Source organism: Micromonospora sp. C41 (assembly GCF_018070485.1).
Taxonomy (GTDB): domain Bacteria; phylum Actinomycetota; class Actinomycetes; order Mycobacteriales; family Micromonosporaceae; genus Micromonospora; species Micromonospora chalcea.
In genome coordinates, this window is sequence record NZ_JAGPXP010000002.1 from 223658 (window position 1) to 238850 (window position 15193).

The following is a 15193-nucleotide window of genomic DNA, read 5'->3' on the forward strand; positions in this document are numbered from 1 at the left end:
CCATTGTTCCCCCTACAATCCAGCAACCGTTGGATTGGGGGCGGCGTGCCCCGAGGACAGGAGGCCGCGATGACCGGGCTGGATCAGCGCTCCGACGCGCTCACCCTGCCACGCGGCCCGCTCGCCGGGTTCGCCACCGGCTCACTCGGCATGGGCGTCTGGGTGACAGTGCCCGGGCTGCTGCTGCTCTACTTCCTGACCGACGTGCTGGCGGTCGCCCCGTGGCTGGCCGGGCTCACCCTGCTGCTGCCGAAGATCGCCGACGTGCTGCTGCACCCGTGGATCGGGCACCTCTGCGACGTCGAGCAGGCCCGCCGGGGTCACCGCCGACGGCTGCTGCTGGCCGGGTGCGCGCTGCCGCTGGCGTTCGCCGCGCTGTTCGCGGTGCCCGGCGGCCTCACCGGCGCCGCCGCGGCCGGCTGGGTGGCGGTGTTCTTCGTCGCCGGCAACCTGCTGTTCGCCGCGTACCAGGTGCCCTACCTGGCCACCCCTGCCGATCTGCGGATCGGCTACCACGAGCGGACCCGGCTGATGGCGTTCCGGATGGTGGTGCTGACGCTCGGCATCCTGGTCTCCGGGCTGCTCGCGCCGCTGCTGGCCGGCGGCGACGACGCCACCCGCGACGGTTACCTGCTGATGGGCGTGGTGCTGGCGGCCGGGATGCTCGCCGCGATGCTGGTCGGCGTCGCCGGGATCGGCCGGCTGCGCCGTACCGCCGCCGACACGGCCCCGCCGCACGGTCCGGGCGGGTGGCGGGCGCTGGCCGCGAGCCTGCGGGACCGGCAGTTCCGCTGGCTGGTCGGCGCGTACCTGGCCATGTCCACCACCACCCACCTCGTGCTGGCCGGCGTGCCCTACTACGCCGAGTACGAGCTGGGCCGCCCCGGACTCACCACAGTGCTCGTGGCCGCGTTCGTCGCGCCCGCGCTGCTGGTGACCCCGGTCTGGCTGACGCTGGCGCGGCGGATCGGCAAGCAACGCGCCCTGCTCGCCGCGCAGGCCGCGTTCGCCGCCGGGTCGCTGGTGCTGGCGATCGGCCGTCCCGCCGGACTGCCGGTGCTGGTGGCCGCCGTGGCGGTGCTCGGGGTGGCGTTCGCCGGCATGCAGTTGCTGCCGTTCTCGATGCTGCCCGACGTGATCCGCGCGGGCGGCGGCGCCGAGCGGGCCGGCACGTACACCGGGGTGTGGACCGCCACCGAGGCCACCGGCGCGGCGCTGGGCCCGTACGCGTACGCGCTGTGCCTGGCCGCCGGCGGGTTCGTGGCCTCGACCGCCGGGCAGACCGTGACCCAGTCCCCGGCCGCGCTGGACGCGCTGCGCTACGGCTTCGGGCTGCTGCCCGCCGCCGTGATGGTGGTAGCGGTGCTGTTGCAGCGCCGCTACACCCTCGACGGCGCGGCCCGCGCCGACGCCGCCGGATAGACTTCGCCCCCGATGGACGCCGAGCCCGCCACCGACACCCGACCCTGCGCCCACTGCGGACGCGACGTGCCGCAGCGCGTCGGCGCGGGCCGCCCGTTCCGCTACTGCCGGGACAACGACGGCGCCTGCCAGCGGGCCGCGCGCAACTCGCGGATGCGTCACCGCAACTCCCCCGGCCTGCCCGGGCAGGTGGCGCGCACCTGGGAGGCGGTGGACCGGCTCGACCAGATCGTCGAGACCCTCACCGAGGCGCTGCACGCCGAGCTGTCCCCGGCGGGTGTGGAACGGCAGCTCGCCGAGCTGCGCGCGGAGACGTCCGCGCAGGTGGCGGCCGCGCACGCCGAACGCGACGAGGCCCGCCGCGAAACCGAGGACGCGACCGCGGCAGCGGCCCGCGAACGGCAGCAGGCCCGCGCCGCGTACGCCGAACGCGACGCCGCCGCCGACCGGGCCGAGCGGGCAGAGGCGGCGGCCGCGACGGCCGCCGAGCGGGTCGCCGCCGCAGAGGACGCCCGCGACGCGGCCCGCGCCGAGGCGGGCGCGGCGCAGGCGCTGCGGGTGCAGGCCGAACGCGACCGCGACGCCGCCCGGCACGACCTGCGCACGGTACGCGCCGAACGCGACGCCGAACGCCGCCGCGTCGCCGAGCTGACCACCGAACGGGACACCGCCCGCGCCGACGCCGAGCGGGCCACCCGGTCCGCCGCCGAGGCCCTGGACCGGGCCGAACAGTCCCGCGCCGACGCCGACCGGGCGCGCGCCGAGCGGGACCGGGCCGACGCGGTACGTGCCGACGCCGAGGCGGCGCTGGAGCGGGCCCGCGCCGAGGCGAGCGCGGCGATCGAGGCGGTCCGCGCCGAGGCTGCCGCTGCCGTCGAGCGGTTCCGTGCCGACGTGGCCGCCGCGGTGGAGCAGGCCGCGGCCCGTACCGCCGAGCGGGACGCGCTCGCCGCGGAGCTGGCCGACGTGCGGCGTGCCGCGAGCGCCGCCGAGGCGCGGGCGGCCGACCTGGCCGCGCGCACGGCCGTGATCGAGGCGGACCGGGACGCCGCGCAGCGGCGCGCCGGGCAGCTCGCCGACCAGGTCAGTGACCTGGCGACGGCGCTGGCGCGGCTCGGCACCCGCACCGGCTGACCGCCACGGGCTGGGAAGGGGGCAGCGCCGGACCCGTGCCGGCGGCGAGGATCGGGGCATGGGAAAGACATACGAGCGCATCGACGGCCGGCTGCGGGACTTCATCGAGGCGCAGCCGATGTTCTTCGTCGCCACCGCCCCGCTGTCCGGTGACGGCACCGTCAACCTGTCCCCGAAAGGGCTGCGCGGCTGCTTCGCGGTGCTCGACGAGCACACGGTGGCGTATCTGGACTTCGCCGGCAGCAACGCCGAGACCATCGCCCACCTGCGGGAGAACGGCCGGATCACGCTGATGTGGTGCGCGTTCGCCGGCCCGCCGAACATCGTGCGGGTGCACGGGCGCGGCGAACCGGTGTTCCGTGACGACCCGCGCTGGCCCGGCCTGCTGCGGCACTTCCCCGACATCGACCCCGGCCCGCACGGCCTGCGGGCGATCATCGTGGCGCACGCCGAGCTGATCCGCGACACGTGCGGCTACGCGGTGCCGTTCATGACCTACGACGCCGACCGCGACCTGCACGAACGCCGGTTCGCGCGGGAGGACGACACGTCGCTGAGCGCGTACTTCGCCGGCAAGGACCACGTCGCCACCAGCATCGACGGGCTGCCCGGCCTGCCGCTGCCACTGCCGCCCACTCCGTCGGTGTGAGCCAGGTCAGTGGATGCCGGCCATCAGGGTCCGGATCTGGCGGGTGAACATCACCGCGGCCAGGCCCAGCACCACCGAGGCCAGCCCGAAGGTCAGGAAGTACACCGGCTGCGACCAGGCGCCGGCCAGCCGGGCCACCTGGCCGCCGATCGCGTCGCCGACGGCGGTGGCGAGGAACCACAGGCCCAGCATCTGACTGGCGTACTTGACCGGGGCCAGTTTGGTGGTGGCGGACAGGCCGACCGGGCTCAGCGACAGCTCGCCGGCCACCTGGATCGCGTACACCGCGACCAGCCACAGCGGTGAGACCAGGTCGCCGCCGACGGCGGCCCGCGCGGCGGCGGCCATCAGCACGAACGACAGACCGTTGAGCACCAGGCCGACCGCGAACTTCGTGGGCGTGGACACCCGGTGCCCGAGCTTGAGCCACAGCGCGGCGGCCAGTGGCGCGCCGATGATGATCAGGATCGGGTTCACCGACTGCAGCCAGGACGCCGGGAACGTGAACCCGCCCACCGAGCGGTCGGTCTGGTCGGCGGCGAAGATGTTCAGCACCGATCCGGCCTGGTCGTAGATGAGCCAGAAGGAGGCGGCGAACACGAACAGCCACACGTACGCCTTCATCCGGCTGCGTTCGGTGCCGCTGATCTCCCGGTCGGTGAGGATCCGCGCGAAGTAGCCGACTGTCACCAGCACCGTCACCACGGTGAGCAGGTTGACCACGGTGTCGACGGTGAACCAGCCGGCCAGCAGCAGCACCAGCAGCACCGCGAGCAGAATCCCTGTGGCCACGCCGATGCGGGTCAGCGCGCGTCGCCGGTCCGCGCCGAGCAGTGGGTCCGCCGGGCGGGCACCGGCGTCGCCGAGGTTGCGCCGGCCCAGCACGTACTGGAGTACGCCGAAGGTCATGCCGACCGCTGCCGCGCCGAACCCCAGGTGCCAGTTGATCTTCTCGCCGAGGAAGCCGGTGATCAGCGGCGCGATGAACGCGCCCAGGTTGATGCCCATGTAGAAGATCGAGAACCCGGCGTCGCGGCGCGGCGAGTCCCGCTCGTACAGGTCACCGACCATGGTGGAGATGTTCGGTTTGAGCAGGCCGGTGCCGAGCACGATCAGCGCCATGCCGGCGAACACGCTCCACCCGGTCGGGATCGCCATCACGTAGTGGCCGGCGGCGATCACCACGCCGCCCCACAGGACGCTGCGCCGCGCGCCGATCAGCCGGTCCGCCACCCAGCCACCGGGCAGGGCCATCAGGTAGACCATGGCGTTGTAGGTGCCGTACACGGCGTTGGCGCTGGACTCACCGATGTCGAGCCCACCGTCGGCGACCGCGGCGGTCAGGTACAGCACCAGGATCGCCCGCATGCCGTAGAAGCTGAACCGCTCCCACATCTCGGTGAGGAAGAGCGTGGACAGCGCACGGGGATGACCGAAGAAGGTCTTGCCCGCGGGTGGCCGGGCCCCGACCGGCGCGTCACTGCTCATCGTCACCTCCGGCACGCAAACAGGTGGGTAACATCCCCATTGACAGGCGAAACACTCCACCGATTCGGCCCGGCCGGGGACGACCCCGCCGGGCAGCTGTCATGGCCGGTTACCCTTGGTTCTTCCGACCCGCGTACGGCCCTGCCGACGTGGGTGGGGAATGGGCGAACGGTGACCGGCCGTTACACCTGAAGACCAGCACCACGGACGAGGGGAAGTCGATCATGGGCGAGCGCATGCTGCGCGGTAGCCGGCTGGGCGCGGTCAGCTACGAATCCGACCGCAACACGGAGCTCGCGCCGCGCCAGACCCGCGAGTACCTCTGCGCCAAGGGCCACCAGTTCGAGGTGCCGTTCGCCGTCGACGCCGAGGTCCCGACGACCTGGGAGTGCAAGTTCGACGGCAGCGTCGCCCGCCTGGTCGACGGCACCGAGCCGGAGCAGAAGAAGGCCAAGCCGCCGCGTACCCACTGGGACATGCTGCTGGAGCGGCGCTCGATCGCCGAGCTGGAGGACATCCTCGCCGAGCGGCTCCAGGAGGTCCGGACCCGTCGCGGTCGCGCCTGAGCATCTCCCGCATGACCGAAAACGCCCCCGGGATCACCCGGGGGCGTTTCCGTTGCCCGGGCGGGGCGCGGCCGCCACTTCGGGGTGGTGGCGGGGTCGGGCGCGGTCTGATGCCACCACCCCGGCGAAGTGGAGTCGATCAAGGCCGATGGCGTGGCACCGCGTGGGCGCAGCGCAGCGCGTCAGCGGTCTACGATCTCGCCCTCAATGGCCTTGCCCGGGTCGGTGACCGGCTGGGGCGTCGGCGCGGGACCCGGCGACGGTGACGGTGTGGGCTGCGGGGTCGGCTGCGGCGCGCCCCGGTACACCCGTACCCGCCGTGGCCCGAACAGGTCACCGGCGACCATCGACGACACCCGCCGCTCGGTGGCCCGGCGCACCCCGCCACCGGCCAGCCGGCGCATCGGCGGCAGCAGCAACAGCAGGCCCACCACGCCGCTGACCAGGCCCGGCATCGCCAGCAGCAGCGCACCCAGCAGCCCGACCAGCCCGTCTGTCACCTCGGGGCCCGGTGGGCGGCCGGCCTGCGCCGCCGCGCGGAATCCGCGCCACGCCCGCATGCCCTCGCGGCGCAGCAGCACCAGGCCCAGCAGGGACGCGCCGAACACCAGCAGCACCGCCACGCCGAACCCGACAGCCCGGCCGACCAGCACGAAAACGGTCAGCTCCAGCAGCGCCAACAGCAGCAGGGCCGGGGGTACGTACTTCAGTCCTCGGCGCATCTCACCTCATCCGCCCGGGGTCATCACGCCCCTCAAGCATGACACGCCTCGGCTCAAGGCCAGCGGGCGAGCGCGTCCGGGCGGGCGGACGCGGTCGCCAAACGGTCCCGCACTCCCCACCGGGTGACCCGCCACAGCGCCTCGGCCACGATCAGCGGGCTCATCTTGCTGTCGCCGTGTTCCCGCTCGGCGAACGTGATCGGCACCTCCACGATGCGTACCCCGGCGCGGTGCGCCAGCCGGGACAGCTCGACCTGGAAGGCGTACCCCTGGGAGCGCACCGAGTCCAGGTCGATGGCGTCCAGCGCGCTGCGCCGGTACACCCGGTAGCCGCCGGTGGCGTCGCTGACCGGCATGCCCAGCGCGAGCCGCGCGTACAGGTTGCCGACCCGCGACAGCAGCAGCCGCTGCCACGGCCAGTTCAGCACCCGCGCGCCGCGCGTCCACCGGGAGCCGATCACCACGTCGGCGTCGCGGGCGGCGTCCAGCAGCGCCGGCAGGTCCTCCGGCGCGTGCGAGCCGTCGGCGTCCATCTCCACCACGGCGTCGTAGCCGCGTGCGCGGGCCCAGGCGAAACCGGCCAGGTAGGCCGCGCCGAGCCCTTCCTTGCCTTCGCGGTGCAGCACGTGCACCCGCGAGTCGTCCCCGGAGAGCCGGTTCGCGATCGCGCCGGTGCCGTCTGGGCTGTTGTCGTCGGCGACGAGCACGTCCACCCCCGGCGCCGCCGCGCGTACCCGGGCGACGATCCGTTCGACGTTGTCGGCCTCGTTGTAGGTGGGGATGACCACCAGGACCCGCCCCACCCCGGGGTGGCCGGCCGTCCGCCTGTCGGCTGTCACCGCCACCGTCGCACCGCCTCCCGCTCGTCGGCTCAGCCGGGAGCGACCTCCCGGCGCCGGCGCAGCACGGCCGCGCCGGCCAGGGCCGCGACCGCCAGCGCCGTGAGCGCCACCTCCGGCCACACCCCGGCCGTGGTCGCCGGGGTACGCCCGTTGCCGAGTTCCATCTGCCGCACCACCACCGCGGCGGTGTTGAACCCGGTCGCACCGTCTACCCGCCCGTCGGGGGTAACGAACCCGGACACTCCGACCGTGGAGGCCATCAACGCGGCCCGGCCGTGCTCCACCGCCCGCAACCGCACCATGGCCAGCTGCTGGCGGGCCTCGGCCACGTCGAACGTGGCGTTGTTGGTCTGCACCACCAGCAGCTGCGCGCCGCCGGTCACGGTGTCCCGGACGATCCCGTCGTAGGCGACCTCGAAGCAGATCACGTCGCCGAGGACCGCCGCGCCGGCGTCGACCACGCCGGGCCGGTCACCGGGGACGAAGTCGGAGCTGACCCGGTCGACCTGCGAGCTGACCATGCGGGCGAGGGATCGCAGCGGCACGTACTCGGCGAACGGCACCGGATGCCGCTTGACGTACGTCTGGTCCAGGTCGACGCCCGTGCCGGGCCGCCACAGCAGCCCCACGTTGCGCACCTGCCCCGCCTCCGGGCCGGCGAGCACCGCGCCGACCAGGATCGGCGCGCCGATCGCGTCGGCGGCCTGCCCGATCCGTTCCCCCGCGGCCGGGTTGCGCAGCGGGTCGATGTCGCTGGAGTTCTCCGGCCACACCACCAGGTCGGGGCGGGGCTGCCCGCCCTCGGTGACCCGTTCGGCCAGTTCCAGCGTGGCGTCGACGTGGTTGTTGAGCACCGCCTGCCGCTGCGCGTTGAAGTCCAGCCCGAGGCGCGGCACGTTGCCCTGCACGATCGCGACGGTGACGGTGCCGTCCGCGCCGCGTACCTCGGCGGGCACGGCCGGGCCGGCGGCGAGCAGCGCGACCAGCCCGGCGGTGAGCCCGGCCACCGGCCGCCACTGACCGGGCGCGCGACGCCAGTCCCGCCACGCCACCGCGACGAGGATCCCACCGGCGACCGCTACCGCGAACGTGACCAGCGGCGCGCCGCCGAGCGCGGCCAGCCGCAGCATCGGCGACGTGTCCTGGCTGAACGCCAGCCGCCCCCACGGGAACCCGCCGAACGGGGTGCGGTCACGCAGCGCCTCCTGCCCCACCCACAGCACGCCGGTGAGCAGCGGCCATGCCGCCCGGTGCCGGTCGGCCAGCGGCGACACCCAGGCGGTGGCGGCGCCCAGCAGCGCCAGGTAGGCGGCCTGCAGCAGCGACAGCAGCGCCCACGGCAGGTAGCCGGTGTGCAGGTTCGTCCATTCCAGCAGCGGCGCGAACAGCGCCACCCCGGTGAGGAAGCCCAGCCCGGCGCCGGCCCGCAACCGCCGCCGGTGCGCGGCGGCCGCCAGCAACGCCACCCCGACCGGGGCGAGGGGCCACATCCCGTACGGCGGGAACGCCAGCAGCAGCGCCACCCCGGCCAGCACGGCGGCCGGCACGGCCAGCGTCAGCGGCAGGGGACGCGCCCCGTCGGCGACGGTGCGCGACTGCTCCTGCTCCAGCGTCGTCACCGGCTTCTCCCCACGATCACGGGCCGAAGGCTACCCGCCCGTACCGGCCGTCGGCCCGCGCCCCTGCGCCACCGATCGGGCAACTGCGCCTCGGTGGGCGGGGCCCGCTGCCATGCTCGGCAGCATGAACGCTGAGCGGGGACGGGGTCGTGTCCTGCCGACCGCGCCCGGCTCGCGCGTCACCCGGGTGGAGTTGTTCTACGACCTGGTGTTCGTGTTCGCGTTCCTGAACGTCACGAACGTCCTCTCCGAAACCCTGAGCGGCAGGTCGTTGCTGGCGGGACTGCTGTTGCTGTTGCTGCTGTGGTGGTGCTGGGTGTCCTTCGCCGCCCTGGGCAACGTCGTCCGCACCGACCAGGGGGTGATGCCGCTTGTCGGCTCGGTCACGGTGGCCGCGCTGTTCGTGCTGACGCTGAGCACACCGTCGGCGTTCGCCGAGGAGCAGGCGCAGCAGCAGTCCGGTCCGCCCGGTCTGGTCTTGTTCGCCTGCTGCTACCTCATCATCCGGGCGGCCCAGGTGCTGGTGTTCCTGGCCCGCAGCAGCCGCCGCGGACGGACCGCCCTGCGCCTCGGTCTCCCACCGCTGACCAGCGTGGCGTTGATCCTCGCCACCAAGGCACTGCCCGAGTCACCCCAGCAGCCCTGGGGGAGGTGGCTGCCGCTGGCGCTGTGGCTGGCCGCGGTCTGCATCGAGTACACCTCCGGGGGCCTCGCCCCCAGCGCCGGGCTGACAGTCGTGTCCGCCGCCCACTGGGCCGAGCGATACGCGCTGATCCTGCTCATCGCGCTCGGCGAGTCGATCATTTCGCTCGGGCTGGGACCGAAGCTGAGCGCCGGCTTGCCGGCCACGTGGCCGGTGATCGTGGCGTCGGTGCTCGGCGTCACCATCATCGCGTCCCTGTGGTGGCTGTACTTCGACACTCTGGCACCCGCGCTGGAGCAGCGGCTGCATCGCACCCGCGACGTCCGGGCACGGGCGGCGCTCGCCCGCGACGCCTACGCCTACCTGCACCTGCCGCTGATCACCGGGATCATCCTGTTCGCCCTCGGGCTCAAGCGCTACCTCACCGTCATCTCCCACCCGCACGGCGATCCCTGGTGGGAACACGCCGCCGAGCTGGACAGCCGGGTGCTGTTCGCCGGGGTGGTCATCTACATGTTGGGACTGCTGGCGCTGGCGGTGCGGGCGACCCAACGGATTCCGGCGGTCGCCACCTGTGTGGTGCTCGTGCTGGCGGTGGGGCTGCCGTGGGCGGGCCGGCTGCCGGTGGTGGCCGCTCTGGCGATCCTGGCGGCGGTCAGCGTCTTCCTGGTGCTGTTCGGTCTGCGCGCGGGTGACCCGTGGCGTCGTCAGGTGCGCCGGACCGCGTTGGACGAGCAGGTCGCCGCCGAGCGGGAGCAGTCCGAATGGCGCCGGCGTCACCTGTGACCGGCGGGTGGGGAGTGTGGGCGGTACCGGCGACAGGCGACAATCGGGCCCATGCGGTTCGGTGTGCTCGGCGCGACCCAGGCGTACGCGGCCGACGGCAGCGCGCTCCCGGTCGCCGGGGAGCGGCTGCGTGCCCTGCTGGTGCTGCTGCTGCTCGACGCCGACCGCACGGTGCCGCCGCGGCGGCTCATCGACGGCGTCTACGGCGACCGGCCGCCGGAGCAGGCCGCGAACGCGCTGCAGTCGCAGGTGTCGCGGCTGCGGCGGCTGCTGCCCGGGGCGCGCATCGAGTTCGGTCCGGCCGGTTACCGGCTGGCCGTCGACCCGCAGCGGGTGGATGTGCACCGGTTCATCCGGCTGGCCGGGGCGGGACGGGCGGCGCTGGCCGACGGTGATCCGCGCGGCGCGGTGGCGCTGCTGCGCGACGCGCTGGACCTGTGGCGCGGTGAACCCCTCGCGGATGTCGCCGGGGCGCCGTTCGCCGACGTCGAGGCGGCCCGGCTGCGCGAGCTGCGCCTGGCGGCGATCGAGGACCGGGTCGAGGCGGACCTGGCGCTCGCGCCGTCCGGGGCGCCGCTGATCGCCGAGCTGCGGGCCCTGGTGGCGGCGCATCCGCTGCGGGAGCGGCTGCACGGGCTGCTGATGCGCGCCCTGCACGGCGCGGGCAGCCGCGCCGAGGCCCTCGCCGCGTACGCCGACGCGCGCCGCGTGCTGGCCGAGGAGCTGGGCGCCGACCCGTCGGCGGAGCTGGTCGCGTTGCACGCCACGCTGCTGCGCGACGACCCCGCGCCGCCGGCGCGGCTGCCCGCCCCGCTGACCAGCTTCGTCGGCCGGGAACGGGAGTTGCGGCGCGTCGAGGAGCTGCTGGCCTCGGCGCGGCTGGTGACGTTGCACGGCCCCGGCGGCGCCGGGAAGACCCGGCTGGCCACCACCGCGGCGTCCCGGCACGACGGGCCGGTGTGCCTGGTGGAGCTGGCCGCTGTCGCGCCCGGCTCGCCTGTGGCGCCGGCGGTGCTGACCGCGCTGGACCTGCGCGACGCCGGGCTGCGGGCCCCGGGCGGGCCCCGGGACCTCACCGACCGGCTGGTGGCGGCGCTGGCCGGCCGGCGTCTGCTGCTGGTGCTGGACAACTGCGAGCACGTGATCGACGACGCGGCCCGGCTGGCCGCCCGGCTGCTCGCCGCCGCGCCCGGGCTGCGGGTGCTGGCCACCAGCCGGGAGCCGCTGGGCCTCACCGGTGAGGCGTTGTGCCCGGTCGGCGGCCTGGCCGTCCCGGACGCGCCGAGCGCACCGGAGACGGCGGCCGCGTACCCGGCGGTGCGGCTGTTCGCCGACCGGGCCGCCGACGTGGCGCCCGGGTTCACCCTCGACGCCGACACCACCCCGGCGGTGCTGCGGATCTGCCGTACCCTCGACGGGCTGCCGCTGGCCCTGGAGCTGGCCGCGGCGCGGCTGCGGGCCCTGCCGGTGGCGCAGGTCGCGGCCCGGCTGGACGACCGGTTCCGGCTGCTGCGCCGCGGCGACCGCGCCGCCGCGCCCCGCCACCGCACGCTGGAGGCGGTGGTGGGGTGGAGCTGGGACCTGCTCGACGCCCCGGAGCGGCGGCTGGCCGCCCGGATGAGCGTGTTCGCCGGCGCCGCCGACCTGGCCGCCGTGCAGGCGGTGTGCGGCCCGGACGCCGGCGACGTCCTGGACACCCTCACCGGCCTGGTGGACAAGTCGCTGGTGGAGGCGGCCGGCGGGCGCTACCGGATGCTGGAGACGATCCGCGAGTTCACCGCCGCCCGGCTGGCCGAGCACGGCGAGACCGGGCGGATCCGCGACGCGCACGCCGCGTACTTCCTGGGTCTGGCGCAGGCCGGCGACGCGGGCCTGCGCGGCGGCGGCCAGGAGCGGTGGCTGCGCCGCCTCGACGCCGCCCGCGACGACCTGCACGCGGCGCTGCGCCACGCGGACACCGCGACCGGCCTGCGGCTGGTCGCGGCGCTGGCGTTCTACTGGTGGCTGCGGGGCCTGCGCGGGGAGGGCGCGGCGCCGGCCCGGCGGCTTGTCGACCGGCTCGGCGGCCCGCCCGACGGCCTGGCCGAGGAGTACGCGCTGGCCCTGCTGATCGCCACGCTCGCCGGCGGCGGCGAACGCAGCGAGGTCGACGCCGCGTCGCGGATCCTGTGGACCATGGCCCGGCCGCCCCGGCATCCGTTCCTGCTCTACCTGTCCGGCATGGCCAGCGGCCCGCCGTCACCGGAGGACGCGGCGGCGCTGCACGAGCGGGCCGTCCGGGACCGGCTGCTCGGCGCCGACCCGTGGAGCCGGGCGCTGGGCCGCCTGGGCACCGCGATGGTCGGTCTGCTGCACGGCCGTCACGCCCAGGCCCACGCCGACCTGGACGGCGCGCTGGCCGGTTTCCGGGCGCTCGACGACCGCTGGGGCATGATCGTGACGCTGTCCACCCGCGCCGAGGCGGCCTACCGCACCGGTGACGTCGCGTCGGCGGCCGCGCCGATGGCCGAGGCGCTGGAGCTGGCCGAGCAGCTCGGCTCCACCCTGGACCTGGCGGAGCTGCTGCGGACCCGCGCCGACGGGCGGCTCGCCGCCGGTGACCTGACCGGCGCGGCCGAGGACTTCCGGCGGGTGCGGCGCATCGCCGGGCCGGCCGGCGCGCCGGAGCTGGTCGCCGCCGCGTACCTGGGGCTCGGTGAGATCGCCCGCCGCGACGGCGACCCGCGGCGGGCGCGGGCGTTGTGCGAACGGGCGGTCGCGCAGTGCCCGTCGGGCTGGTTCGGCGCCGATGTGGTGCGGCTCGCGGCGCTGGTGACGCTCGGGCAGCTCGCCGACGCCACCGGCGACCCGGCTACGGCCCGCGCCCACTACCGGCAGGTCCTCACGGCCGGCGTCGGTGTGTGGGACGTGCCGGTGGTGGCCGCCGCCGCGGACGGGCTGGCCGGGCCGCTGCTGCGCGACGGCGACCCCGAGTCGGCGGCCCGCCTGCTGGGCGCGGCGGCGGCGCTGCTCGCGGGCACCGGCGCGGCCGACGCCCCGGCCGGCACACCCACCGCCGTCGAGCTGCGGAAACACCTGGGTGAGGCGGCGTTCGCCACCGCGTACGCCCGGGGCGCGGACCTGCCCCGGCAGCGGGCGCTGGCGCTGGTCGACGGGCGATGACCGGCCCGGTGCGCGCGCGGTGCGCGCCCGGTCAGCGGCACCGGTGACGCTTGCCGGCATGAGCGACGACACGACGGCCGTGCTGGCCGACGGGATACGAAAACGGTACGGACGCACCACCGCGCTGGACGGCTTCGACCTGGCCGTGCCGGCCGGCACCGTGTACGGGGTGCTGGGCCCGAACGGGGCGGGCAAGACCACCGCGGTGCGGATCCTCACCACGCTGCTGCGGTTCGACGCCGGCCGGGCCCGGGTGGCCGGGTACGACGTGGCCTCCGACCCGGACCGGGTGCGTGCGGCGATCAGCCTGACCGGGCAGTACGCGGCGGTCGACGAGGTGCTCAGCGGGCGGCAGAACCTGGTGCTGTTCGGGCGGCTGCGGCGGCTGTCCGCGCGGCGGGCCCGCGACCGCGCCGAGGAGCTGCTGGACCGGTTCGGGTTGACCGAGGCGGCGGACCGGTCGGCAGGCGGCTACTCCGGTGGGATGCGCCGCCGCCTGGATCTGGCGGCCAGCCTGGTGGTGCCGCCGCGGGTGCTGTTCCTCGACGAGCCGACCACCGGCCTGGACCCGCGCAGCCGCAACGGTCTGTGGTCGGCGGTGCGGGAACTGGTCGCCGACGGCACGACCGTGCTGTTGACCACCCAGTACCTGCAGGAGGCCGACCACCTCGCCGACCGGGTGTGCGTCATCGACTCCGGCCGGGTCGTGGCCGAGGGCACCCCGGAGCGGTTGAAGGCCCGCATCGGCGCGGACCGGCTGGAGCTGATGGTCCGCGACGCGGCGGACCTGCCCACGGCGGCGGCGGTGGTGGAACGCGCCACCGGCGCGGCGGTGACGGTGGACGCGGAGCTGCGGCGCGTGGACGCGCCGGTGGCCGACCGGATCGCCGTGCTCATGACAGTGCTGCGGACCCTGGAGGACGCCGGGGTGGCGGTGGAGGACGTGCTGGTGCGCCGGCCGACGCTGGACGAGGCGTTCCTGCACCTGACCGGCGGCCGGGCCGACGCGCAGCGGATGGAGGTGGCGTCGTGAGGGCGCTGACCGACGGGTGGCTGATGGCCGGGCGGAACATGCGGCACGTGGTCCGCGCCCCGGAGGAGATCATCATCTACTTCAGCCTGCCGATCATGTTCGTGCTGGTGTTCGGCTACGTGTTCGGCAGCGGCATGTCCGTGCCGGGCGGCGGCAACTACCGGGAGTTCCTGCTGCCCGGCGTGTTCGTGATGACGATGCTCTACGGGCTCGGCGCGACCGCGTCGGCGATCGCGGCGGACGCCGGCCGGGGCGTGGTGGACCGGTTCCGGTCACTGCCGATGGCCCGCTCGGCGCTGCTGTCCGGCCGCGCCGGCGCCGACCTGGTACGCGCGTGCCTGGAGATGACCACGCTGGTGGTGTGCGGGCTGCTGGTGGGCTGGCAGTGGCGCGACGGAGTCGGCCCGGCCCTGACGGCGGTGGCGCTGATCCTGCTGCTGCGCGTCGCGATGACCTGGGTGGGCATCCTGTTCGGGCTGCTCGTCCCGAACCCGGACACGGTCGCGGTGGTGGTGTTCCCGCTGGCGTTCCCACTGACCGCCCTGTCCAACGTGTTCGTGGCGCCGGAGCTGATGCCGGACTGGCTGGGCGCGATCGCCGCGTGGAACCCGCTGTCGGCGACGGTGGCGGCGGCCCGGGACCTGTTCGGCAACCCGGGCCTGAGCGGGGACTCGTGGCCGGCCCGGCACGCGCTGGAACTGGCGGTCGCCTGGCCGCTGGCGCTGATCGCGGTGGCCGCGCCGGCGGCGGTGCGCCGCTACCGGCGGCTCGGCCGCTGACACGGGGAGCATCGGGGGGATGAAATCGGGGCGCGGCCGAAGCCGCGCCCCGATGCTCCCAGGCCCTTCCCGGCCGGTGGGGCGAAGACGATCAGCGCCGACCTTCGGACCGACCCGACGTGGACTGGCTGCCCCCGCCTGGCCGTTGTCTACTGGCCGTGCCTCTCACCTTGCCCGTACACCGGTAACCGCGGCCGGTTCGCGCCGCCCCGCCGACCCCCGCCCGCTGGACCTGGCCGCCGCAACCTTCCGGTCGCTCGGCCAGCGGACGAAGGGACGAAGCGAACAACAGCCGCTTCCCGTGGTAGGACTCAAAGACGGTACGGCGTAGACCCCCGCCGCTGTCAA

Annotated in this window: 12 protein-coding genes; 8 read left to right on the top strand and 4 right to left on the bottom strand. The window is 75.2% G+C overall.

The annotated features are described in order from the left end of the window. Positions 1 to 69 precede the first annotated feature (69 nt). The 3 genes from KBX43_RS03270 to KBX43_RS03280 are packed head-to-tail and all read left to right on the top strand — an operon-like array spanning position 70 to position 3205. Entirely contained in the window at positions 70 to 1422 is a 1353-nt protein-coding gene (locus tag KBX43_RS03270; RefSeq protein WP_210882949.1) for an MFS transporter, read from the top strand. A gap of 12 nt (positions 1423 to 1434) precedes the next feature. After that, complete coding sequence (locus KBX43_RS03275) at positions 1435 to 2556, top strand: hypothetical protein (protein WP_210882955.1); 1122 nt, start codon at positions 1435 to 1437, stop codon at positions 2554 to 2556. 58 nt (positions 2557 to 2614) lie between these two features. Next, complete coding sequence (locus tag KBX43_RS03280; protein WP_043324102.1) at positions 2615 to 3205, top strand: pyridoxamine 5'-phosphate oxidase family protein; 591 nt, start codon at positions 2615 to 2617, stop codon at positions 3203 to 3205. Between the two features lie 6 nt (positions 3206 to 3211). Here KBX43_RS03280 and KBX43_RS03285 read toward each other — a convergent pair whose 3' ends face one another. Continuing rightward, a complete protein-coding gene (locus tag KBX43_RS03285; RefSeq protein WP_043330143.1) occupies positions 3212 to 4693 on the bottom strand; it encodes a peptide MFS transporter in 1482 nt (493 codons plus the stop codon). 224 nt (positions 4694 to 4917) lie between these two features. On the opposite strand from KBX43_RS03285, the gene KBX43_RS03290 reads away from it, so the two are divergent. After that, positions 4918 to 5259 carry an RNA polymerase-binding protein RbpA gene (locus KBX43_RS03290; RefSeq protein ID WP_007070998.1) on the top strand — a complete coding sequence of 114 codons (342 nt, stop codon included), beginning with the start codon at positions 4918 to 4920 and terminating at the stop codon, positions 5257 to 5259. Between the two features lie 182 nt (positions 5260 to 5441). On the opposite strand, the gene KBX43_RS03295 is transcribed toward KBX43_RS03290, so the two are convergent. The 3 genes from KBX43_RS03295 to lnt are packed head-to-tail and all read right to left on the bottom strand — an operon-like array spanning position 5442 to position 8442. Then, positions 5442 to 5981 (bottom strand): FxsA family protein, encoded by a 540-nt coding sequence (locus KBX43_RS03295; RefSeq protein ID WP_210872552.1) that lies wholly within the window; start codon positions 5979 to 5981, stop codon positions 5442 to 5444. A gap of 53 nt (positions 5982 to 6034) precedes the next feature. Next, complete coding sequence (locus KBX43_RS03300) at positions 6035 to 6826, bottom strand: polyprenol monophosphomannose synthase (protein WP_210882957.1); 792 nt, start codon at positions 6824 to 6826, stop codon at positions 6035 to 6037. Between the two features lie 26 nt (positions 6827 to 6852). After that, complete coding sequence (gene lnt, locus KBX43_RS03305) at positions 6853 to 8442, bottom strand: apolipoprotein N-acyltransferase (protein WP_043324109.1); 1590 nt, start codon at positions 8440 to 8442, stop codon at positions 6853 to 6855. Positions 8443 to 8554: 112 nt separating this feature from the next. On the opposite strand from lnt, the gene KBX43_RS03310 reads away from it, so the two are divergent. Genes KBX43_RS03310 through KBX43_RS03325 form a run of 4 tightly spaced genes read left to right on the top strand, consistent with a single transcriptional unit; the run spans position 8555 to position 14845 of the window. Then, on the top strand, positions 8555 to 9871 hold the full coding sequence (locus KBX43_RS03310; RefSeq protein ID WP_210873351.1) for a low temperature requirement protein A: 1317 nt from the start codon (positions 8555 to 8557) through the stop codon (positions 9869 to 9871). A gap of 51 nt (positions 9872 to 9922) precedes the next feature. Then, positions 9923 to 13033, top strand: a complete 3111-nt coding sequence (locus KBX43_RS03315; RefSeq protein WP_210882959.1) for a BTAD domain-containing putative transcriptional regulator — start codon at positions 9923 to 9925, stop codon at positions 13031 to 13033. A 58-nt stretch (positions 13034 to 13091) separates the two neighbouring features. Continuing rightward, positions 13092 to 14066: an ATP-binding cassette domain-containing protein gene (locus tag KBX43_RS03320; RefSeq protein ID WP_210882967.1), complete on the top strand. Its 975-nt coding sequence runs from the start codon at positions 13092 to 13094 to the stop codon at positions 14064 to 14066. Further along, positions 14063 to 14845: an ABC transporter permease gene (locus KBX43_RS03325; protein ID WP_113974069.1), complete on the top strand. Its 783-nt coding sequence runs from the start codon at positions 14063 to 14065 to the stop codon at positions 14843 to 14845. Before KBX43_RS03320 ends, KBX43_RS03325 begins: the two co-directional genes overlap by 4 nt. Positions 14846 to 15193 lie beyond the last annotated feature (348 nt).

What these genes read in the sequence shown, in the direction of transcription:
- KBX43_RS03270 (WP_210882949.1), top strand. Translation starts at nt 70, where the DNA reads ATGACCGGGCTGGATCAGCGCTCCGACGCGCTCACCCTGCCACGCGGC.
- KBX43_RS03275 (WP_210882955.1), top strand. Translation starts at nt 1,435, where the DNA reads ATGGACGCCGAGCCCGCCACCGACACCCGACCCTGCGCCCACTGCGGA.
- KBX43_RS03280 (WP_043324102.1), top strand. Translation starts at nt 2,615, where the DNA reads ATGGGAAAGACATACGAGCGCATCGACGGCCGGCTGCGGGACTTCATC.
- KBX43_RS03285 (WP_043330143.1), bottom strand. Translation starts at nt 4,693, where the DNA reads ATGAGCAGTGACGCGCCGGTCGGGGCCCGGCCACCCGCGGGCAAGACC.
- KBX43_RS03290 (WP_007070998.1), top strand. Translation starts at nt 4,918, where the DNA reads ATGGGCGAGCGCATGCTGCGCGGTAGCCGGCTGGGCGCGGTCAGCTAC.
- KBX43_RS03295 (WP_210872552.1), bottom strand. Translation starts at nt 5,981, where the DNA reads ATGCGCCGAGGACTGAAGTACGTACCCCCGGCCCTGCTGCTGTTGGCG.
- KBX43_RS03310 (WP_210873351.1), top strand. Translation starts at nt 8,555, where the DNA reads ATGCTCGGCAGCATGAACGCTGAGCGGGGACGGGGTCGTGTCCTGCCG.
- KBX43_RS03315 (WP_210882959.1), top strand. Translation starts at nt 9,923, where the DNA reads ATGCGGTTCGGTGTGCTCGGCGCGACCCAGGCGTACGCGGCCGACGGC.
- KBX43_RS03320 (WP_210882967.1), top strand. Translation starts at nt 13,092, where the DNA reads ATGAGCGACGACACGACGGCCGTGCTGGCCGACGGGATACGAAAACGG.